Origin of the sequence: Streptomyces coeruleorubidus, assembly GCF_028885415.1 — a bacterium.
Taxonomy (GTDB): Bacteria; Actinomycetota; Actinomycetes; order Streptomycetales; family Streptomycetaceae; genus Streptomyces; species Streptomyces coeruleorubidus_A.
This window is the reverse complement of the sequence record NZ_CP118527.1, coordinates 7,196,842-7,219,230: the sequence shown is the minus strand read 5'-3', so window position 1 is coordinate 7,219,230 and position 22,389 is coordinate 7,196,842. Positions and strand designations below refer to the sequence as shown.

At 66.2% G+C, this 22,389-nt stretch carries 11 protein-coding genes, 1 tRNA gene and 3 rRNA genes; 3 read left to right on the top strand and 12 right to left on the bottom strand.

Features of this window, described 5'->3' with window-relative positions; all coding sequences use genetic code 11:
• Window positions 1-71: 71 nt before the first annotated feature.
• The gene (locus PV963_RS33585; RefSeq protein ID WP_059418393.1) at window positions 72-752 is read right to left on the bottom strand and encodes a response regulator; all 681 of its coding nucleotides are present in this window, start codon (window positions 750-752) and stop codon (window positions 72-74) included.
• A 307-nt stretch (window positions 753-1,059) separates the two neighbouring features.
• Entirely contained in the window at window positions 1,060-6,531 is a 5,472-nt protein-coding gene (locus PV963_RS33580) for a HAMP domain-containing protein (protein WP_274820205.1), read from the bottom strand.
• A 379-nt stretch (window positions 6,532-6,910) separates the two neighbouring features.
• Here PV963_RS33580 and PV963_RS33575 point away from each other — a divergent pair, with 379 nt between their 5' ends.
• The gene (locus PV963_RS33575) at window positions 6,911-9,664 is read left to right on the top strand and encodes a SpoIIE family protein phosphatase (RefSeq protein ID WP_274820203.1); all 2,754 of its coding nucleotides are present in this window, start codon (window positions 6,911-6,913) and stop codon (window positions 9,662-9,664) included.
• Between the two features lie 43 nt (window positions 9,665-9,707).
• Here the strand turns inward: PV963_RS33575 and PV963_RS33570 are convergent.
• The 8 genes from PV963_RS33570 to thyX all read right to left on the bottom strand — a co-directional run bounded on the left by PV963_RS33570 (window position 9,708) and on the right by thyX (window position 19,992).
• Window positions 9,708-9,783: transfer RNA gene (locus tag PV963_RS33570), tRNA-Thr, on the bottom strand.
• 74 nt (window positions 9,784-9,857) lie between these two features.
• Window positions 9,858-10,520, bottom strand: coding sequence for a DegT/DnrJ/EryC1/StrS family aminotransferase (locus tag PV963_RS33565; protein ID WP_274822193.1), 663 nt, complete (start codon window positions 10,518-10,520; stop codon window positions 9,858-9,860).
• Between the two features lie 114 nt (window positions 10,521-10,634).
• Window positions 10,635-10,751 (bottom strand): 5S ribosomal RNA (gene rrf / locus PV963_RS33560).
• An 89-nt stretch (window positions 10,752-10,840) separates the two neighbouring features.
• Window positions 10,841-13,962: ribosomal RNA gene (locus PV963_RS33555) — 23S ribosomal RNA — on the bottom strand.
• A gap of 310 nt (window positions 13,963-14,272) precedes the next feature.
• Window positions 14,273-15,800 (bottom strand): 16S ribosomal RNA (locus tag PV963_RS33550).
• Together the 16S, 23S and 5S rRNA genes form the textbook arrangement of a ribosomal RNA operon.
• A gap of 502 nt (window positions 15,801-16,302) precedes the next feature.
• Window positions 16,303-17,988, bottom strand: a complete 1,686-nt coding sequence (locus PV963_RS33545) for a ribonuclease J (protein WP_274820202.1) — start codon at window positions 17,986-17,988, stop codon at window positions 16,303-16,305.
• Between the two features lie 155 nt (window positions 17,989-18,143).
• Window positions 18,144-19,043, bottom strand: a complete 900-nt coding sequence (dapA, locus tag PV963_RS33540) for a 4-hydroxy-tetrahydrodipicolinate synthase (protein WP_274820200.1) — start codon at window positions 19,041-19,043, stop codon at window positions 18,144-18,146.
• 208 nt (window positions 19,044-19,251) lie between these two features.
• Window positions 19,252-19,992 (bottom strand): FAD-dependent thymidylate synthase, encoded by a 741-nt coding sequence (thyX, locus tag PV963_RS33535; protein WP_274820198.1) that lies wholly within the window; start codon window positions 19,990-19,992, stop codon window positions 19,252-19,254.
• A gap of 177 nt (window positions 19,993-20,169) precedes the next feature.
• Here thyX and PV963_RS33530 point away from each other — a divergent pair, with 177 nt between their 5' ends.
• A complete protein-coding gene (locus tag PV963_RS33530) occupies window positions 20,170-20,412 on the top strand; it encodes a hypothetical protein (RefSeq protein WP_274820197.1) in 243 nt (80 codons plus the stop codon).
• 111 nt (window positions 20,413-20,523) lie between these two features.
• The gene (locus PV963_RS33525; protein WP_274820195.1) at window positions 20,524-21,078 is read left to right on the top strand and encodes a hypothetical protein; all 555 of its coding nucleotides are present in this window, start codon (window positions 20,524-20,526) and stop codon (window positions 21,076-21,078) included.
• An 83-nt stretch (window positions 21,079-21,161) separates the two neighbouring features.
• Here PV963_RS33525 and PV963_RS33520 read toward each other — a convergent pair whose 3' ends face one another.
• The gene (locus tag PV963_RS33520; protein ID WP_274820193.1) at window positions 21,162-21,617 is read right to left on the bottom strand and encodes a hypothetical protein; all 456 of its coding nucleotides are present in this window, start codon (window positions 21,615-21,617) and stop codon (window positions 21,162-21,164) included.
• A gap of 13 nt (window positions 21,618-21,630) precedes the next feature.
• A complete protein-coding gene (dapB, locus tag PV963_RS33515) occupies window positions 21,631-22,383 on the bottom strand; it encodes a 4-hydroxy-tetrahydrodipicolinate reductase (protein ID WP_274820191.1) in 753 nt (250 codons plus the stop codon).
• Window positions 22,384-22,389 lie beyond the last annotated feature (6 nt).

Genomic DNA, 22,389 nt, shown 5'->3' with positions numbered 1-22,389 from the left:
GTTCGTGTCGCTCCGGGAGAGGCACGGAACTGACGCGCGCTCATGGGCGGGCAACCACGCCCGCCTGGGCGTCAGTTCTGCGAGGACACCGACGATGTGCTCCCGGTGCCCGGCTCCAGCGCGTCCAGCGCCCGCCGCAACCCCGTGAGCTTGCGCTCCAGATGAGCCGCCGTGGCCACCGCCGCCGCGTCCGTCGAGTCGTCGTTGAGCTGCTTGGTCAGCGCCTCGGCCTGCTCCTCGACCGCCGCGAGCCGCGCCGAGAGCTCGGCGAGCAGCCCGGCCGACTCCTTGGCCTCGCCGTCGGCGTCCTTGCCGTTGCCCTCCAACTGGAGCCGCAGCAGCGACGCCTGCTCACGCAGCTGGCAGTTCTTCATGTACAGCTCGACGAAGACGGAGACCTTCGCGCGCAGCACCCACGGGTCGAACGGCTTGGAGATGTAGTCGACCGCGCCCGCCGCGTAACCCCGGAAGGTGTGGTGCGGCCCGTGGTTGATCGCGGTGAGGAAGATGATCGGGATGTCCCGGGTCCGCTCCCGCCGCTTGATGTGCGCGGCTGTTTCGAAGCCGTCCATGCCCGGCATCTGGACGTCCAGCAGAATGACCGCGAAGTCGTCCGTGAGCAGCGCTTTGAGCGCTTCCTCCCCGGACGATGCCCGCACCAGCGTCTGATCGAGCGCAGAGAGGATCGCCTCCAGCGCAAGCAGATTCTCCGGCCGGTCATCGACCAGGAGGATCTTGGCCTTCTGCACCATGGCCCGCCCTCCTCGCCCCGGCGTGGGGCCTCCCCTGTCCGCAGGTCCTGGGGGTGCACCGGTGGGTGCCGCCCCAGGGGACGACTCCCTTGCGCCGCCCGTCCTTGTGCCGGTCATCGTAGCCGCACCCCGCCTGTCGCCACACCCTGTCACCGCGATGTCACTGTGCACGTAGCAGAAACGCAGCAGGAGACCAGAAGGTTCCCCAGATCTCGTACTTCTACACGACTATGCGCGCACCGAGTCCGCAACTGCGTGTGAACACCGAACCTTCCCGCCAACGTTGCGTAACGGTCCAACGTTCCCCTCATTCCCCTCGCATCCACTGATCCATCACCGCGAGCAGGTGATCGGGGTCGACCGGCTTCGTGACGTAGTCGGAGGCGCCCGACTCGATCGCCTTCTCCCGGTCGCCCTTCATCGCCTTCGCGGTCAGCGCGATGATCGGCAGCCCGGCGAACTGCGGCATCCTGCGGATCGCCGTGGTCGTCGCGTACCCATCCATCTCGGGCATCATGATGTCCATCAGGACGACCGCCACGTCGTCGTGCTGCTCCAGCACCTCGATGCCCTCACGGCCGTTCTCGGCGTAGAGCACCGACAGGCCGTGCTGCTCCAGGACGCTGGTCAGCGCGAAGACGTTGCGGATGTCGTCGTCGACGATCAGGACCTTCTGGCCGCCGAAACGGATGCCGCGTCGCGGCTTCGGCGCCGCCTCCTGCTCCGCCGGCGTCCACTGCTCCTGCTGCGCCGGGCGCGGCGCCAGCTCCGGCATCCTGCGCCGCCGCCGGAACAGGGCGGCCGGCCCGTTCTGCGTCTCGTTGTACGACTTCACCTCGGCCGGCGTCTCGACCTCGACCTCGGACAGCTCGGACAGGTCCGACGTCGACACCATCAGGTCACCGGGCTCCAGGGCCGGCAGCTGCTGCTGATAGCCCTGCGGCGGCAGTTCGCTCGGGTGCAACGGCAGGTACAGCGTGAACGTCGAGCCACGGCCCGGCTCGCTCTGCGCGTGGATCTCACCGCCGAGCAGCTGGGCGATCTCCCGCGAGATGGACAGCCCCAGACCCGTACCGCCGTACTTGCGGCTGGTCGTGCCGTCGGCCTGCTTGAACGCCTCGAAGATCACCCGCATCTTGCTGGACGCGATGCCGATCCCGGTGTCGGTCACGGAGAACGCGATCAACTCGGCATCCGGGTCGGTCAGCGACCCGGTCTCCAGCAATTGCTCCCGGATCTTCTGCGGCACGTCGTCCCGCGCCGGCCTGATGACCAGCTCCACCGACCCGGAGTCGGTGAACTTCACCGCGTTGGACAGCAGGTTGCGCAGCACCTGCAGCAGCCGCTGCTCGTCGGTGTGCAGCGTCGCGGGCAGCTCCGGCGAGACCCGCACGGACAGGTCCAGACCCTTCTCCGCGGTCAGCGGGCGGAACGTGGCCTCCACGTAGTCCACGAGCTGGACGAGCGCGATCCGTGTCGGGGAGACGTCCATCTTGCCCGCCTCGACCTTCGACAGGTCGAGGATGTCGTTGATGAGCTGGAGCAGGTCCGAGCCGGCCCCGTGGATGGTCTCGGCGAACTCGACCTGCTTCGGGGAGAGGTTCCCCTCGGCGTTGTCGGCGAGCAGCTTGGCCAGGATCAGCAGCGAGTTGAGCGGCGTACGCAGCTCGTGCGACATGTTGGCGAGGAACTCGCTCTTGTAGCGCATCGACACAGCGAGCTGCTCGGCACGCTCCTCCAGGACCTGCCGTGCCTCCTCGATCTCGGTGTTCTTCACCTCGATGTCGCGGTTCTGCTGGGCCAGCAGCTCGGCCTTCTCCTCCAGCTCGGCGTTGGACGCCTGGAGGGCCTTCTGCCGCTGCTCCAACTCAGCGGAACGCTCACGCAGTTGCTCGGTCAGCTCCTGCGACTGCGCCAGCAGCAGCTCGGTCTTGGTGTTGACGGAGATCGTGTTGACGCTCGTCGCGATCATCTCGGCGATCTGGTTGAGGAAGTCCTTCTGAATCTGCGTGAACGGCGTGAAGGACGCCAGCTCGATGACGCCGAGCACGCTGCCCTCGAACAGCACCGGCAGCACGATCACCTGCGCGGGCGGCGCCTCACCGAGCCCCGAGGAGATCTTCAGATAGCCGCTCGGCGCGTTCTCCACCAGGATCGTGCGCTTCTCCTCGGCGGCCGTGCCGACCAGCGCCTCACCCGGCTGGAACGATGTCGGCATGGAGCCCATCGAGTAGCCGTACGAACCAAGCATGCGCAGCTCGTACTGGTCCTCGTCCGCGGCGTTCATGTCCTCGCCGTCGACGAGCGGCATCGCCACGAAGAACGCGCCGTGCTGCGCGGAAACCACCGGCGTCAGCTCGCTCATGATCAGCGAGGCCACGTCCTCCAGGTCGCGGCGGCCCTGCATCAGCGCCGAGATGCGGGCCAGGTTGCCCTTGAGCCAGTCCTGCTCCTTGTTGGCGATCGTGGTGTCGCGCAGGTTGGCGATCATCTTGTTGATGTAGTCCTGGAGTTCCTGGATCTCCCCGGACGCGTCCACGTCGATCTTCAGGTTCAGGTCGCCGCGGGTCACCGCGGTCGCCACGCGCGCGATGGCACGCACCTGCCGGGTCAGGTTCCCGGCCATCTCGTTCACGGACTCGGTCAGGTCCCGCCAGGTGCCGTCGACGTCACGTACGCGTGCCTGACCGCCGAGCTGCCCCTCCGTACCCACCTCGCGGGCGACTCGGGTGACCTCCTCGGCGAACGATGACAGCTGGTCGACCATCGTGTTGATGGTCGTCTTCAGCTCCAGGATCTCGCCGCGCGCGTCGATGTCGATCTTCTTCGTCAGGTCACCCTTGGCGATGGCCGTGGTCACCATGGCGATGTTGCGCACCTGGCCGGTCAGGTTGGACGCCATCTGGTTCACGGACTCGGTGAGGTCCTTCCACGTGCCGGCCACACCCGGCACGTGCGCCTGCCCGCCGAGGATGCCGTCCGTGCCCACCTCGCGGGCCACCTTGGTGACCTGCTCGGCGAACGAACTCAGCGTCTTCACCATCGTGTTGATGGTGTCGGCGAGCTGCGCGACCTCACCGCGCGCCTCGATCGTGACCTGCCGCGTCAGGTCACCGTTGGCGACCGCCGCGGAGACCTGGGAGATGTTCCGCACCTGTGTGGTCAGGTTCTTGGCCATCAGGTTGACGTTGTCGCTCAGGTCCTTCCAGATGCCCGTGACACCCGGCACGTGCGCCTGCCCGCCCAGGATGCCCTCGGTGCCCACCTCACGGGCCACCCGGGTCACCTGCTCGGCGAAGGACGACAGCTGGTCCACCATCGTGTTGACGGTCGTGACGAGCTCGAGGATCTCGCCCTTGGCGTCGACGGTGATCTTCTTCGACAGGTCACCCCGGGCGACCGCGGTCGTGACCTCGGCGATGTTGCGCACCTGGATGGTCAGGTTGTTCGCCATGCCGTTCACGGACTGGGTGAGGTCCTTCCAGGTACCGGAGACGCCCTGCACCTCGGCCTGGCCGCCCAGGATGCCCTCCGTACCCACCTCACGGGCCACACGCGTGACCTCCTGGGCGAACGACGACAGCTGGTCCACCATCGTGTTCAGGGTGTTCTTCAGCTCCAGGATCTCGCCGCGCGCGTCCACGTCGATCTTCTGCGACAGATCACCCCGGGCCACCGCGGTCGCCACCTGCGCGATGTTGCGCACCTGCGCGGTGAGGTTCCCGGCCATGCCGTTCACGGAATCGGTGAGGTCACGCCACACACCGGCGACGCCGGGCACCTGCGCCTGTCCGCCCAGCCGGCCGTCCGTACCCACCTCGCGCGCGACCCGGGTCACCTGGTCGGCGAAGGCCGAGAGCTGGTCGACCATCGTGTTGATGGTGTTCTTCAGCTCCAGGATCTCGCCGCGCGCGTCCACGTCGATCTTCTGCGACAGATCACCCCGGGCCACCGCCGTCGTCACCTGCGCGATGTTGCGCACCTGGGAGGTGAGGTTCCCGGCCATGGAGTTGACGGAGTCGGTGAGCTCCTTCCACGTGCCGGACACGCCGTCCACCTGGGCCTGACCGCCGAGACGGCCCTCCGTGCCCACGTCCCGGGCCATCCGGGTCACCTGGTCGGCGAAGGACGACAGCTGATCCACCATGGTGTTCACGGTGTTCTTCATCTTGAGCATCTCGCCTGAGACGTCGACCGTGACCTTCTGCGAGAGGTCACCGTTGGCCACCGCCGTCGTCACCTGCGCGATGTTCCGCACCTGCCCGGTGAGGTTCCGGAACGCCGTGTTGACGGAGTCCGTCAGGTCCTTCCATGTCCCGGCCACACCCGGCACCTGCGCCTGACCGCCCAGCTCGCCCTCGACTCCGATCTCACGGGCCACACGGGTCACTTCAGCACCGAACGCGGAGAGCTGGTCGACCATCGTGTTGACGGTGTTCTTCAGCTCCAGCATCTCGCCGGCCACGTCCACGGTGACCTTCTGCGACAGATCACCGTTGGCCACGGCCGTCGTCACGGCGGCGATGTCCCGCACCTGAGTGGTCAGATTCCGGAAGACCGTGTTCACCGAATCGGTGAGGTCCTTCCACGTCCCCGCCGCACCCGGCACATTCGCCTGACCGCCGAGCCGCCCCTCGGCCCCGACCTCGTTGGCCACACGCGTGACCTCGTCCGCGAAGATCCGCAGCGTCTCGGTCATCTGGTTGATCGTCTCGGCGAGCTGCGCGACCTCGCCCCGCGCCTGCACGGTCACCTTCCGCGACAGGTCACCGTTGGCGACCGCCGTCGTCACCTCCGCGATCCCGCGCACCTGGGCCGTAAGGTTCCCGGCCATGGTGTTGACGGAGTCGGTGAGCTCCTTCCACACACCGTCCACCCCGGGCACCTGCGCCTGCCCGCCCAGCGCACCTTCGGTGCCCACCTCACGGGCCACCCGCGTCACCTCGGAGGAGAACGCCGACAGCTGGTCCACCATCGTGTTGACGGTGTTCTTCAGCTCCAGCATCTCGCCGGCCACCTGAACGGTGACCTTCCGGGACAGATCACCCTTGGCGACCGCCGTCGTCACCAGCGCGATATCCCGCACCTGAGCGGTGAGCCGGTACGCCATCGTGTTGACGGAGTCCGTGAGATCCCGCCACGAACCCGACATACCGCGCACACGCGCCTGCCCGCCCAGCTTGCCCTCGGTGCCCACCTCACTGGCCACGCGCGTGACCTCGTCGGTGAACGTCGACAGCTGGTCGACCAGATTGTTGACGGTCCGCCCGACCTTCAGGAACTCGCCGCGCAGCGGCTGCCCGTTGCCGTCCGGCACCTGTGTGCGCAACTCCATACGCGGCGACAGATCACCCTCGGCCACCGCCGACAGCACCCGGCTGACCTCGGAAACCGGCCGCACCAGGTCGTCCACCAGGGCGTTCGAGTTGTCGATCGCGGTCGCCCAGGAGCCCTCGCAGGCCCCCGTCTCCAGCCGCTCGGTGAGCTTGCCCTCCCGGCCCACCATCCGCCGCACCCGCGAGAGCTCACCCGTCAGATGCAGATTGCGGTCGGCCACTTCGTTGAAAACCGCCGCGATCTCGGCCATCACGCCGTCCCCGGACACCGTGAGCCGCTTGCGGAAGTTGCCGTCCCGCATCGCCACCAGGGCAACCATCAGCCGGTTCAGGGCTGCCGTGTCCACTTCAGTCGTGCCGCTGCGCACTTTGCCCTGATTGCTTGGGGACTGTCCGCCTTTCGCGCGCGTCTTCTTGCCACGCGTCGCTGCGCCAGACTCCACTGTGTCCCTCCCGCAGGGGTCGACCGTCACTGCTGTGCTGAGGTACCACGCTCGGCGTACCGGTTACTACTGCGTATTCTCCGCCCTGCATACCAGGCCGTTTCCCAGGGGGCTGCTGCCCCCCGTACGCAGAAGACACTCAGCCTGCCCGGACTTTCACAAGAAGCTTGCCCAGTGTTTCACCCTGGCCGAACCAGGCCATAACAGTTCGGCAGCTTCGCACATCGTCCGCACACCCTCCGGACGGAAACACTGCAGACCGGCATCCGCATGGACCGCGAAGGTAAGTAACCTTGCATCCGGCTGTCCAGCCGCGCCGGTCCGTCCGGCCTGGGCGGTGGCACGAAGACGAGCGGGCATCGGAGGGGCGGCCGCACACATGACCACCGGACTGATCCCGGGGGGACAGCCCCCGGACCCCCGGCCGACGGGCGGCCTGCCGCAACAGCGGCGCGAGCCGGTCGGCCACGCAGCCCAGCACGTCGAGAACCGGTCGAGGAGTTCTGTGATCACCGCGCGCGCGGCCGCCAGTTTCGAGCCCGTCGGGCGATCTGTCGCGAGCGCCCGCTCCTTCGTCCGCGACACCCTCCAGGGCTGGGGCTTCGCCGACATCGTCGACGACGCCGTCGTTCTCACCAGCGAACTGGTGACCAACGCCGTGGTCCACGCCGGCACCTCCGCCGACCTGCTCTGCCTGCGCAGCGACGAGGGCGTACGCATCGAGGTCGCCGACCGATACCCCGAGCGTGAGATCCCGCTCCAGGCCTCGGCCGTCAACATGGGCAGCCCCGACCGCGAGGGCGGACGCGGCCTCCAGCTGTGCGCGGCCCTCGCCGGCCGCTGGGGCGTCGAGTACACCCCCACCCACAAGACCGTCTGGTTCCAACTCGACCTCCCGGCCCGGGCGGTGGGCACCCGCGCGGCCGGCCCCGCCCTCCCCGCCAACCTCCTTCCCCTCGCCGACGGCCGGGTCCGCGTGGCCGTCATCCAGATCGACCGCACCGGCCACATCACCGCCTGGAACGAGGACGCCGAGGACCTCTTCGGCTACCCGGCCGAGCAGGTCACCGGCAAGCCCCTGACCGACCTCGCGGCCTGGCCGCACACTCCGGGCACCAGCACCGGCATCGCGGAGGCACTCCAGCTCTCCCGCTGGGAAGGCAGTTACGGCATCCGCGCCGCCAACGGCCGGGTGACCCCCGTCTACGCCTCCCACCTGCGCGTCCGCGACACCGGCGGCGAACCGTCAACCGTGTGCCTCCTGGTACGCGACCACGAACGGGCCGTTCTCCAGACGCCCCTGCGCGTCCCCGCCTCCGACACCTCCACCACCTCCGAAGGCCAGAGCACCGACCCCTTCGAGGTGTTCATCGGCTACCCCGCCCCGGACGACCTCGACGGCCTCCTCCAGCGCACGGTCGAACGCGCCCGCGACATGCTCGACGGCGACTCCGCGTTCCTCCTGCTGGCCACCGACGACGAGACAGAACTGGAGGTCCGCGCCTCCACGGGCCTGCCCTCCGCCCGCCAGCGCTTCGCCCGCGTCCCCGTCGAGGCGGGCTCCGGCCGCTACGGCTCGGCCCGTATGCCGGCCGTCCACGACGACCTGACGGCGGTCCCCGGCGCGGTGCCGCTGCTGAACGGCACCGGCATGCGCTCGGTCGTCACGGTCCCGCTGAAGGTCGAGGGCCGCCTCACCGGCTCCCTCGGCGTCGCCGCCGAGGCACCCGGCAGATACTCCAACGAGGAGGCCCTGCGCCTCCAGTTCGCCGCCGACCGCATCGCACTCGCCGTCGAATCGGCCCGCCTCGGCGAACTGGAACGCCTGCGCCGCGGCTCCCTGAACTTCCTCGTCGAGGCCTCCGACCTGCTCGCCGGCACCCTGGACCGCGACCAGACCCTGGCCCTGATGGCCCAGATGACGGTCCCGACCCTCGCCACCTGGTGCGCCGTCTACACGATCGCCCACCAGGCCTCCGAGCCGTACCTGTCGTACGTCCTGCACGAGGACGAGGAACTCATCGACGGCATCAAGTCCCTGCTGTCGAAGGTCCCCCCGCCCGACCCGGTCCCCACCCCGGGTGCTCGCGTCTGGACGGCCCCCGCCGAGGTGGCCCACCAGGCGGCCCTGCGCAGCTCCATGCGCAGCCTCGGCCTCAGCGGCGGCCCGACCCACCAGGTCACCCCCGGCATCGGCCCGACCCTCGCCACGGCATCCGCGGTGGGCGGTGAGACGGTCGTCCTCCCCCTGGTCGCCCGCAACCGCGTCATCGGCATGCTGACGCTCGGCAAGCCGACCGACGAACACTTCCGCCAGGAGATCCTGGAACTCGCCGAGGACCTGTCCCGCCGAGCCGCCCTGGCCCTGGACAACGCCCGCCTCTACTCCGAGCGCACGGCCATCAGCCAGTCCCTCCAGCGCAGCCTCCTCCCGCCGGAACTTCCCACGATCGAGGGAGTCGAGGTCGAGGTCATCTACCGCGCCGCCGGCGAGGGCAACGAGGTCGGCGGCGACTTCTACGACGTCTTCCCCATCCGCGACGGCGCCTACGGCTTCGCCATCGGCGACGTCTGCGGTACCGGCCCGAACGCCGCGGCGGTCACGGGCCTGGCCCGCCACGCCCTGCGCCTCCTGGCTCGCGAGGGCCTCAGCGGCCCGGCGGTCCTGGAACGCCTGAACTCCGCCATCCTCGACGAAGGCGCCCGCAGCCGCTTCCTCACCCTCCTCTACGGCGAGATGCGCCCCCAGGAGGACGGCAGCGCCGAACTGAAGGTCGTGTGCGCCGGCCACCCGCTCCCCCTGCGCCTGCGCCAGGACGGCTCGGTGGAGCCGGCAGCCGAACCCCAGCCGCTCCTCGGCGTCATCGAGGACCTGGAGCTCTACGAGCAGACGGTCACCCTCGACCCGGGCGATGTCCTCCTGTGCGTCACGGACGGCGTCACGGAACGCCGTGAAGGCGCCCGCATGCTGGGCGACGACGGTCTCGCCGACGTCCTCACGACCTGCACGGGCCTCACGGCCGGCGCGGTCGCGGCCCGCATCATGCGCGCGGTGGAACGCTTCGCGTCGGACGCCCCGTCCGACGACATGGCAATCCTGGCGATGCGCGTCCCGGGTCTCCACAAGGACTAGGACACGAAAAAGGCCCCACCCGTGAGGGTGGGGCCTTTTCTGCTGGAGCCCCCAAACGGAATCGAACCGTTGACCTTCTCCTTACCATGGAGACGCTCTGCCGACTGAGCTATAGGGGCCTGTCGCGTTGCAGGGCTTCCCGCGCGGCAACGGAATAGATCATACCCCGAACAGACCCGTGCTCCCAACCACCTCAGAAGGCGGGCTGAAGAAGCCCTCCAAGGGCATTACAGGCGGACACGATCCGCTGCATGTCCCGCTTGGTCAGGGTGGCATCCACAGGCAGTGCGAGCGTCTCGTCGGAAGCCCGCTCCGTCTCCGGGAGGGAAACACACCGCCGGAATTCGGGCAGTCGATGCACCGGAGTCTTCACCGGCACCCGGCATTCGACTCCCTTGGCCCGCACAGCCCGCGCGAAAGCGTCCCGATCCGGTCGCCCATTGCCCGGAACCCGCACGACGTACTGCTGATAGGTGTGCCCGTCGCCGTCGTCCGGCGTGCGCACACCCCTCAACTTCGCATGGAGATAGGCCGCCCGCTCCCTGCGCTGGGCTATCTCGTCGTACGGCGCCTCGGACTCCCCCTGCTCCAGCACGAGCAGCCCGTGCCGCGCTCCCAGCGCGTGCAGCCGCCCAATGTCGGCGAGCCGCCCGAAGCGGTGTACGACCACCACGGCCGCGGTCCGGGGAGTTACCGCCGCTTCCACAGCGGAGGCGTCGAGGCAGTAGGAGACCGGATCTATGTCGGCGAACACCGGCAGCGCCCCGGCCTTGGCCACGGCCTCGGCCACCTCGACGTTCCCGAAGGCCGGCACGACGACCTCGTCACCGAGTCCGACACCGGCGGCCCTGAGCATTGCAGCAGTACCCATACCGTGGATGCTGATCGCGCAACGTGAACTTCAAGTGACGGAGAACAAAAAAGGGTTGGACCCGTAACCGAAGTTACGGGTCCAACCCTGTCAATATTTGTTCGGCGGCGTCCTACTCTCCCACAGGGTCCCCCCTGCAGTACCATCGGCGCTGTAAGGCTTAGCTTCCGGGTTCGGAATGTAACCGGGCGTTTCCCCTACGCTATAACCACCGAAACACTATGAAACTGTCAGCCGCACCATACCGTGACCATGGCATGGGACTGTTCGTGGTTTCAGAACCAACACAGTGGACGCGAGCAACTGAGGACAAGCCCTCGGCCTATTAGTACCGGTCAACTCCACACGTTACCGTGCTTCCATATCCGGCCTATCAACCCAGTCGTCTACTGGGAGCCTTACCCCATCAAGTGGGTGGGAGTCCTCATCTCGAAGCAGGCTTCCCGCTTAGATGCTTTCAGCGGTTATCCCTCCCGAACGTAGCCAACCAGCCATGCCCTTGGCAGAACAACTGGCACACCAGAGGTTCGTCCGTCCCGGTCCTCTCGTACTAGGGACAGCCCTTCTCAAGACTCCTACGCGCACAGCGGATAGGGACCGAACTGTCTCACGACGTTCTAAACCCAGCTCGCGTACCGCTTTAATGGGCGAACAGCCCAACCCTTGGGACCGACTCCAGCCCCAGGATGCGACGAGCCGACATCGAGGTGCCAAACCATCCCGTCGATATGGACTCTTGGGGAAGATCAGCCTGTTATCCCCGGGGTACCTTTTATCCGTTGAGCGACGGCGCTTCCACAAGCCACCGCCGGGTCACTAGTCCCGACTTTCGTCCCTGCTCGACCCGTCGGTCTCACAGTCAAGCTCCCTTGTGCACTTACACTCAACACCTGATTGCCAACCAGGCTGAGGGAACCTTTGGGCGCCTCCGTTACCCTTTAGGAGGCAACCGCCCCAGTTAAACTACCCATCAGACACTGTCCCTGATCCGGATCACGGACCCAGGTTAGACATCCAGCACGACCAGACTGGTATTTCAACGACGACTCCACACTAACTGGCGTTAGCGCTTCACAGTCTCCCAGCTATCCTACACAAGCCGAACCGAACACCAATATCAAACTGTAGTAAAGGTCCCGGGGTCTTTCCGTCCTGCTGCGCGAAACGAGCATCTTTACTCGTAGTGCAATTTCACCGGGCCTATGGTTGAGACAGTCGAGAAGTCGTTACGCCATTCGTGCAGGTCGGAACTTACCCGACAAGGAATTTCGCTACCTTAGGATGGTTATAGTTACCACCGCCGTTTACTGGCGCTTAAGTTCTCAGCTTCGCCCCACCGAAATGGAGCTAACCGGTCCCCTTAACGTTCCAGCACCGGGCAGGCGTCAGTCCGTATACATCGCCTTACGGCTTCGCACGGACCTGTGTTTTTAGTAAACAGTCGCTTCTCGCTGGTCTCTGCGGCCACCCCCAGCTCGAGGAGCAAGTCCTCTCACCAGGCGTGGCCCCCCTTCTCCCGAAGTTACGGGGGCATTTTGCCGAGTTCCTTAACCATAGTTCACCCGAACGCCTCGGTATTCTCTACCTGACCACCTGAGTCGGTTTAGGGTACGGGCCGCCATGAAACTCGCTAGAGGCTTTTCTCGACAGCATAGGATCATCCACTTCACCACAATCGGCTCGGCATCAGGTCTCAGACTATTGTCAGGCGGATTTACCTACCTGACGTCCTACACCCTTACCCCGGGACAACCACCGCCCGGGATGGACTACCTTCCTGCGTCACCCCATCACTCACCTACTACCAACTTGGGTCACCGGCTCCACCACTTTCCTTTCCCCGAAGGGTCCGGAACGGCTTCACGGGCTTAGCATCACTGGATTCGATGTTTGACGCTTCACAGCGGGTACCGGAATATCAACCGGTTATCCATCGACTACGCCTGTCGGCCTCGCCTTAGGTCCCGACTTACCCTGGGCAGATCAGCTTGACCCAGGAACCCTTAGTCAATCGGCGCAAACGTTTCTCACGTTTGTATCGCTACTCATGCCTGCATTCTCACTCGTGAACCGTCCACAACTACCTTCCGGTGCTGCTTCACCCGGCACACGACGCTCCCCTACCCATCACAGCCGGCGTTGGCCGTATTACTGCAATGACACGACTTCGGCGGTACGCTTGAGCCCCGCTACATTGTCGGCGCGGAATCACTAGACCAGTGAGCTATTACGCACTCTTTCAAGGGTGGCTGCTTCTAAGCCAACCTCCTGGTTGTCTCTGCGACTCCACATCCTTTCCCACTTAGCGTACGCTTAGGGGCCTTAGTCGATGCTCTGGGCTGTTTCCCTCTCGACCATGGAGCTTATCCCCCACAGTCTCACTGCCGCGCTCTCACTTACCGGCATTCGGAGTTTGGCTAAGGTCAGTAACCCGGTAGGGCCCATCGCCTATCCAGTGCTCTACCTCCGGCAAGAAACACACGACGCTGCACCTAAATGCATTTCGGGGAGAACCAGCTATCACGGAGTTTGATTGGCCTTTCACCCCTAACCACAGGTCATCCCCCAGGTTTTCAACCCTGGTGGGTTCGGTCCTCCACGAAGTCTTACCTCCGCTTCAACCTGCCCATGGCTAGATCACTCCGCTTCGGGTCTTGAGCGTGCTACTCAACCGCCCTATTCGGACTCGCTTTCGCTACGGCTACCCCACCCGGGTTAACCTCGCAACACGCCGCAAACTCGCAGGCTCATTCTTCAAAAGGCACGCAGTCACGAGATATCAAGCAAGCTTGACATCCGACGCTCCCACGGCTTGTAGGCACACGGTTTCAGGTACTATTTCACTCCCCTCCCGGGGTACTTTTCACCATTCCCTCACGGTACTATCCGCTATCGGTCACCAGGGAATATTTAGGCTTAGCGGGTGGTCCCGCCAGATTCACACGGGATTTCTCGGGCCCCGTGCTACTTGGGTGTCTCTCAAACGAGCCGCTGACGTTTCGACTACGGGGGTCTTACCCTCTACGCCGGACCTTTCGCATGTCCTTCGCCTACATCAACGGTTTCTGACTCGTCTCACGGCCGGCAGACCATGAAAGAGAGATCCCACAACCCCGTATACGCAACCCCTGCCGGGTCTCACACGCATACGGTTTGGCCTCATCCGGTTTCGCTCGCCACTACTCCCGGAATCACGGTTGTTTTCTCTTCCTGCGGGTACTGAGATGTTTCACTTCCCCGCGTTCCCTCCACACTGCCTATGTGTTCAGCAGCGGGTGACAGCCCATGACGACTGCCGGGTTTCCCCATTCGGACACCCCCGGATCAAAGCCTGGTTGACGACTCCCCGGGGCCTATCGTGGCCTCCCACGTCCTTCATCGGTTCCTGGTGCCAAGGCATCCACCGTGCGCCCTTAAAAACTTGGCCACAGATGCTCGCGTCCACTGTGCAGTTCTCAAACAACGACCAGCCACCCATCACCCCGCCCTACACAGGCGAGTTCACTGGGGCCGGCGCTGAGGAAAAATCCATTCCCTCAGACACCCAACAGCGTGCCCGGCCAAATCCCGTCCGGAGATCATGCGTTCCACGCTCTTACGAGCAGTACTAGCAGCCTCCGACCCGAGGTCCTGGCCGAGTAGTCAACGTTCCACCCATGAGCAACCAGCATCAGACACTCGCTGATGTACTGGCCTCTGACCTCACCCCGAAGGGATCGGTAAGAAGTGCTCCTTAGAAAGGAGGTGATCCAGCCGCACCTTCCGGTACGGCTACCTTGTTACGACTTCGTCCCAATCGCCAGTCCCACCTTCGACAGCTCCCTCCCCACAAGGGGGTTGGGCCACCGGCTTCGGGTGTTACCGACTTTCGTGACGTGACGGGCGGTGTGTACAAGGCCCGGGAACGTATTCACCGCAGCAATGCTGATCTGCGATTACTAGCGACTCCGACTTCATGGGGTCGAGTTGCAGACCCCAATCCGAACTGAGACCGGCTTTTTGAGATTCGCTCCACCTCGCGGTATCGCAGCTCATTGTACCGGCCATTGTAGCACGTGTGCAGCCCAAGACATAAGGGGCATGATGACTTGACGTCGTCCCCACCTTCCTCCGAGTTGACCCCGGCGGTCTCCCGTGAGTCCCCAGCACCACAAGGGCCTGCTGGCAACACGGGACAAGGGTTGCGCTCGTTGCGGGACTTAACCCAACATCTCACGACACGAGCTGACGACAGCCATGCACCACCTGTACACCGACCACAAGGGGGACCCTGTCTCCAGGGTTTTCCGGTGTATGTCAAGCCTTGGTAAGGTTCTTCGCGTTGCGTCGAATTAAGCCACATGCTCCGCCGCTTGTGCGGGCCCCCGTCAATTCCTTTGAGTTTTAGCCTTGCGGCCGTACTCCCCAGGCGGGGCACTTAATGCGTTAGCTGCGGCACGGACAACGTGGAATGTTGCCCACACCTAGTGCCCACCGTTTACGGCGTGGACTACCAGGGTATCTAATCCTGTTCGCTCCCCACGCTTTCGCTCCTCAGCGTCAGTATCGGCCCAGAGATCCGCCTTCGCCACCGGTGTTCCTCCTGATATCTGCGCATTTCACCGCTACACCAGGAATTCCGATCTCCCCTACCGAACTCTAGCCTGCCCGTATCGACTGCAGACCCGGGGTTAAGCCCCGGGCTTTCACAACCGACGCGACAAGCCGCCTACGAGCTCTTTACGCCCAATAATTCCGGACAACGCTCGCGCCCTACGTATTACCGCGGCTGCTGGCACGTAGTTAGCCGGCGCTTCTTCTGCAGGTACCGTCACTTTCGCTTCTTCCCTGCTGAAAGAGGTTTACAACCCGAAGGCCGTCATCCCTCACGCGGCGTCGCTGCATCAGGCTTTCGCCCATTGTGCAATATTCCCCACTGCTGCCTCCCGTAGGAGTCTGGGCCGTGTCTCAGTCCCAGTGTGGCCGGTCGCCCTCTCAGGCCGGCTACCCGTCGTCGCCTTGGTGAGCCATTACCTCACCAACAAGCTGATAGGCCGCGGGCTCATCCTGCACCGCCGGAGCTTTCGAACACCTTGGATGCCCAAGATGATCAGTATCCGGTATTAGACCCCGTTTCCAGGGCTTGTCCCAGAGTGCAGGGCAGATTGCCCACGTGTTACTCACCCGTTCGCCACTAATCCCCACCGAAGTGGTTCATCGTTCGACTTGCATGTGTTAAGCACGCCGCCAGCGTTCGTCCTGAGCCAGGATCAAACTCTCCGTGAATGTGTACCGGTAATCCGGTGCAACACCACGAGAGCGGTGCGAGAGGAGGAATGATCCTCTCGCACACAGCGTCCTCGCTGTGTTTTTTCAAAGGAACCTCGTCCCAGCTGATGCTGGAGACGGGGTATCAACATATCTGGCGTTGACTTTTGGCACGCTGTTGAGTTCTCAAGGAACGGTCGCTTCCTTTGTACTCACCCTCTCGGGCTTTCCTCCGGGCGCTTCCCTTCGGTCTTGCGTTTCCGACTCTATCAGATCTTTTCTCGACCCGATTTCCTCGGTGCTTTCCAGGTTCCCGCTTCCGCGTTTCCCTTTCCGGCGGTTCCGACTTTATCAGAGGTTTCTGAGTCGGATTTCCCTCCCTCACCGGAGCATGGCCCCCGGCGCTGGAGTTGGCCGGGTGCCCCTTCGGAAGGAGTTGCAAACCTACTGGAGCGGGGCTCCTCGATGCAAATCGAGGAGCCCCGCTCCCAGTTGGCGCCTGCTCAGACCCGACGGACCGTCAGACCTCCACGACCACAGGCAGGATCATCGGCCGGCGCCGGTAGGTGTCCGAGACCCACTTGCCCAGCGTGCGGCGAATGAGCTGCTGGAGCTGGTGGGGTTCGACCACTCCGTCCTGGGCGGAGCGCTCGAGTACCTCCGTGACCCTGGGGATCACGTCGCCGAAGGCGGAGTCCTCGATGCCGGAGCCGCGGGCCTGGATGTGCGGGCCGCCGGTGATCTTCCCGGTGGACGAGTCCATGACCACGAAGACCGAGATGATGCCCTCGTCGCCGAGGATCTTGCGGTCCTTGAGGGCCGGCTCTCCCACGTCGCCGACCGAGAGGCCGTCGACGTAGACGTAACCCGCCTGGACCTTGCCCGAGATCTTGGCCTTGCCCTCGACGAGGTCGACGGCGACGCCGTCCTCGGCGATGACGATGCGGTCGTGCGGGACGCCGGTCAGGGCGCCCAGCTCGGCGTTGGCGCGCAGGTGGCGCCATTCGCCGTGCACCGGCATCAGGTTCTTCGGGCGGCAGATGTTGTAGAAGTACAGCAGTTCGCCCGCGGACGCGTGGCCGGAGACGTGGACCTTGGCGTTGCCCTTGTGGACCACGTTGGCGCCCCAGCGGGTCAGGCCGTTGATCACGCGGTAGACCGCGTTCTCGTTGCCGGGGATCAGGGACGACGCCAGGATCACCGTGTCGCCCTGGACGATGCGGATCTGGTGGTCCCTGTTGGCCATCCTCGACAGCGCCGCCATGGGTTCGCCCTGGGAGCCCGTGCAGACGAGGACCACCTCGCTGTCCGGGAGGTCGTCGAGCGTCTTGACGTCCACGACCAGGCCCGGGGGGACCTTCAGGTAGCCCAGGTCGCGCGCGATGCCCATGTTGCGGACCATCGAGCGCCCGACGAAGGCGACGCGGCGGCCGTACTCGTGCGCCGCGTCCAGGATCTGCTGGATGCGGTGGACGTGGCTGGCGAAGCTCGCGACGATGATGCGCTTGCGGGCGCCGGCGAAGACCTGGCGCAGGACGTTGGAGATCTCCCGCTCGGGCGGGACGAAGCCCGGGACCTCGGCGTTCGTCGAGTCCGAGAGCAGGAGGTCGATGCCTTCCTCGCTCAGGCGTGCGAATGCGTGGAGGTCCGTGAGGCGGCTGTCCAGCGGGAGCTGGTCCATCTTGAAGTCGCCGGTGTGGACCACCATGCCCGCGGGGGTGCGGATGGCGACGGCCAGCGCGTCGGGGATGGAGTGGTTGACCGCGACGAACTCGCAGTCGAAGGGGCCGATGCGCTCGCGGTGCCCTTCCGCCACCTCGAGGGTGTACGGGCGGATGCGGTGCTCCTGGAGCTTGGCCTCGATGAGGGCGAGGGTCAGCTTGGAGCCGATCAGCGGGATGTCCGGCTTCTCGCGCAAGAGGTAGGGGACGCCGCCGATGTGGTCCTCGTGGCCGTGCGTGAGGACGATGCCCTCGATGTCGTCGAGGCGGTCCCTGATGGACGAGAAGTCCGGCAGGATCAGGTCGATTCCGGGCTGCTCCTCCTCGGGGAAGAGCACTCCGCAGTCGACGATCAGCAGGCGGCCGCCGTACTCGAAGACCGTCATGTTCCGGCCGATTTCGCCGAGACCGCCGAGCGGGGTGACCCGCAGGCCGCCTTCGGGAAGCGGCGGGGGCGGGCTGAGTTCGGGATGCGGATGACTCAAAAGACTCTCCTCACCACGCGCGCCACGTACCGGTAGGGCACGTGGCGCGCATGACGTTCGTGCAGAAGCAGTTGTCGTATGGAGTGGTGCGGGCACCGGTGGCCCGCTTATTCAGTTGTGAAGCAGGTGCGCGGGGGTCCGCGCGAAGTCTGGTGTCAGAGCTGTACCCCGCCGGCGGCAAGATCGATCTTGAGTTGCTCGATCTCCTCGGGCGCGCACTCGACCATGGGGGCGCGCAGGGGCCCGCCGGGCAGGCCCTTCAGGGCGAGTGCCGCCTTGGTCGTCATCACGCCCTGGGTGCGGAACATGCCCGTGTAGACCGAGAGCAGCTTCTGGTGGATCTCGGTGGCCTTCTGGACGTCGCCCGAGGTGTACGCCTCGACCAGGGCGCACAGCTCAGGGGTGACCACGTGGCCGACGACCGAGACGAAGCCGACCGCGCCGACGGAGAGCAGGGGCAGGTTCAGCATGTCGTCGCCCGAGTACCAGGCGAGGCCGGAGCGGGCGATGGCCCAGCTCGCCCGGCCCAGGTCGCCCTTGGCGTCCTTGTTGGCGACGATCCGGGGGTGCTCGGCGAGGCGGACGAGCGTCTCCGTGTTGATCGGGACACCGCTGCGGCCGGGGATGTCGTAGAGCATGACCGGCAGCTCGGTGGCGTCGGCGACGGCCGTGAAGTGCCGGTAGAGGCCCTCTTGCGGGGGCTTGTTGTAGTACGGGGTCACGAGGAGCAGGCCGTGTGCGCCGGTGCGCTCCGCCGCGCGGGCGAGTTCGATGCTGTGGTGGGTGTTGTTCGTGCCGACTCCGGCCACCACGTGGGCGCGGTCGCCGACGGCCTGAAGGACCGCCCGTACGAGATCCGCTTTCTCCGCATCGCTGGTGGTCGGCGACTCGCCCGTGGTGCCGTTGATGACCAGGCCGTCGTTGCCTGCGTCCACCAGGTGGGTGGCGAGCCGCTGCGCGCCGTCGAGGTCGAGTGCGCCGTCCGCCTTGAAGGGCGTGACCATGGCGGTGAGGACCCGCCCGAAGGGGGTCTGCGGAGTCGAGGTCGGAGCCATGGGTTACACTACTCGTTGCTCAGGACCGGGTCTGCCCTAGGGGGAGGCGACAAGTCGTGACAAAGATGGAGCCCGGCACTGCCTGCTCGGGGGTTCAAGCAGTGCCGGACCCGTTTGATCAGGCTAGATGAACTTCGCGAAATGCCGCAATACGGACACTTCGTGCGGCTGAACCGTACATCTGTACCTGACCGGGGAACGGGGCGCGTTACGGCGCCACGCGTCCGTTCGCGTTGAAGGCGGCGTAGGTGAGCGGCATGAGCCGGGCCCACTCGGCCTCCATCTTCTCGCCGACCATCTCGATCTCGCGCTGCGGGAAGGACGGGACCTTGGCCAGCTCGTGCTGGGTGCGCAGGCCGAGGAAGTGCATCAGCGAGCGGGCGTTGCAGGTGGCGTACATCGAGGAGTACAGGCCGACCGGGAGGACCGCGCGGGCGACCTCGCGGGCGACGCCGGCGGCGAGCATCTCCCGGTAGGCCTCGTAGGCCTGCCGGTAGGAGTCCTCCATCACGCGGCCGACCAGCTCCTGCTGGGCCTGGGTGCCCTCGACGAAGACGTACTTGCCGGGGCGGCCCTCCTGGACGAGCTTGCGGGACTCGTCGGGGACGTAGAAGACCGGCTGGAGCTCCCGGTAGCGGCCGCTCTCCTCGTTGTACGACCAGCCGACGCGGTGCCGCATGAACTCGCGGAAGACGAAGATCGGGGCGCTGATGAAGAAGGTCATCGAGTTGTGCTCGAAGGGGCTGCCGTGCCGGTCCCGCATCAGGTAGTTGATCAGGCCCTTGGAGCGCTCGGGGTCCTTGTTCAGCTCGTCCAGGGACTGCTCGCCGAGGGTCGAGACGCGGGCGGCGAACAGGACGTCCGCGTCGGACGCGGTGTGCTTGACCAGCTCGACGGTCACATCGCTGCGGTAGCTGGGCTTGAGGTCGTCGGCGGGGGTATCGGTCACGGTTGGCAGGGCCTTCCCATCTCGTCGTGTGGCGACGCCACTCTACGGCCCGGCGAAATCAGTGCGATCGGTGGCGTGCCGCAATGAAGTTGGTGAAACAGGGCACCACTGAGGGAGTTCGTTCGTCTTTAAGGACGAGAGTGATTCGTTCCATCCCCCGAAGGAGAAGCACCCCTGATGTTCGGTCGGCGTGAACCCGTACCGTTTGCCTTCGTTGCCGAGGCCGACAGGTTCCGCAGTAATGTCACTCCCCCACCGCGTGAGCGGCTGTCCGTCGGCCAGATGGCCGGGCGCTGGCTGCTGGGTCTGACCATCGTGGCGGGGCTCGTGGGTTCCCTGGTCATCGGGACGCCCGCGCTGTCGACGGGCGACAACCCCGGCTCGCAGCCCCAGCAGTCACAGGCGTCGCAGAAGAACTGAACCGCCGCAGGCCGGGGTGACTCCATCCGGCCCCCCGCCAGTGGTGACCGGGGACACAGATCGGTAGCCTCACCGGGCACAGCCCACGTATGGATCGAGTGAGGACCAGCCGTGCCCCTGCCCTTCCTGACGGCCGACCGCGTTTTCGAGGCGACGGACGACATTCCGCTGCCCTACGACGACCGTGACCGCTGGCGGCGGCCGTACCGGCCCGGCCCCTGGCGGGTGGGGGCGGCCGCGCTGGCGCTGCTGCTCGCCTCGTTCGTGCTGTTCGCGGCGGTCATCATCGCGGCGACGGCCGAACCGACCTCGGCCGGTGTGGTCTTCGGGCTCGCGCTGCTCGTCATCGCCGGGGCCCTGCGGCTGCTGCGGATGGGCGTGTGGGTGAGCGCGCGCGGGCTGCGGCACGTGGGGTTCCTCACGACACGTACGGCGTCCTGGGAGCAGGTCGCCGCCGTGCGCACGGTGCAGCAGCCGGTGCGCTGGCTGGGGCTGCCCCGGGCGGTTCAGGGGCAGGCGCTGCTGCTCGTCCGGCAGGGGCAGTCGCCCGACGGTGAGCCGGCGCTGCTGACCACGCACAACGCGGACTTCCTGGGCCGGGTGGAGGCCTTCGACCGGGCGGCGGACTCGGTGGAGGCGTGGGCGGACGAGTACCGCCCGCACTGACGTCCCTCGGGAACCCCGGATCCTCATGCCGGAGGGGCCGGACCGTTCGCGGTCCGGCCCCTCCGGCATGACCGGGGTGCGGTTCAGGCCGTCTCGGGCTGCTTGCCGTCGTGCAGGGCGATCGCGCGTTGCATCGCCTTGCGGGCGCGCGGGGTGTCGCGGGCGTCGTGGTAGGCGACGGCGAGGCGGAACCAGGTGCGCCAGTCGTCGGGGGCGGCCTCCGTCTCCGCCTTGCGCTTGGCGAAGACCTCGTCGGCCGAGTCCCGGTCGATCCGCCCGCTGGGGGTGCGCCTCAGTTCGTCGACGGGCAGGCCGCCCTCGGCGTCGAGTTCGGCGGCGAGGGCGTTGGCCCTGCGGACGAACTGGGTGTTCTTCCACAGGAACCAAAGGCCGATGACCGGCAGGATCAGCACCGCGACGCCGAAGGTGACGGTGAGGGGCGTGCCGGTCTCGATGAGCAGGACGCCGCGGCTGCCGACCAGGAGGAAATAGACGACCAGGACGGCGGCCGTGAGGGCGTAGGTGAGCTTCGCGCGCATGACGGTCAGGGGCTCAGCTCAGGTCCAGGAAGTGTTCCAGGCCGAAGGTCAGGCCCGGGACGCTCCCCACCCGGCGGGCGCCGAGCAGGATGCCCGGCATGAAGCTGCTGTGGTGGAGCGAGTCGTGCCGGACCGTGAGGGTCTCGCCCTCGGCGCCGAGCAGGACCTCCTGGTGGGCGAGCAGGCCGCGCAGCCGGACGGCGTGGACCGGCACTCCGTCGACGTCGGCGCCGCGGGCACCGTCCAGGGCGGTGGCCGTGGCGTCCGGGGCCGGGGCGGAGCCGGCGTTGCGGCGGGCCTCGGCGATGAGCTGGGCGGTGCGCGTGGCGGTGCCGGAGGGGGCGTCCACCTTGTTGGGGTGGTGCAGCTCGACGACCTCGACGGACTCGAAGTACGGGGCGGCGATCTGCGCGAACTTCATGGTCAGGACGGCCCCGATGGAGAAGTTGGGCGCGATGAGCACGCCGGTCTCCGGGGACTGCTCCAGCCAGCCCTTCAGCTGCGCGAGGCGCTCGTCGGTCCAGCCGGTGGTGCCGACGACCGCGTGGATGCCGTGGCGTACGCAGTAGTCGAGGTTGGCCATGACCGAGTCGGGCGTGGTCAGCTCGACCGCGACCTGGGCGCCGGTCTCGGCCAGCGTCTCCAGCTTGTCGCCGCGGCTCAGCGCGGCGACCAGTTCCATGTCCTCGGCGGCTTCGACGGCTCGTACCGCTTCCGAGCCGATCCGGCCCTTGGCGCCGAGGACCGCCACGCGCAGCTTGCTCATCTCTTG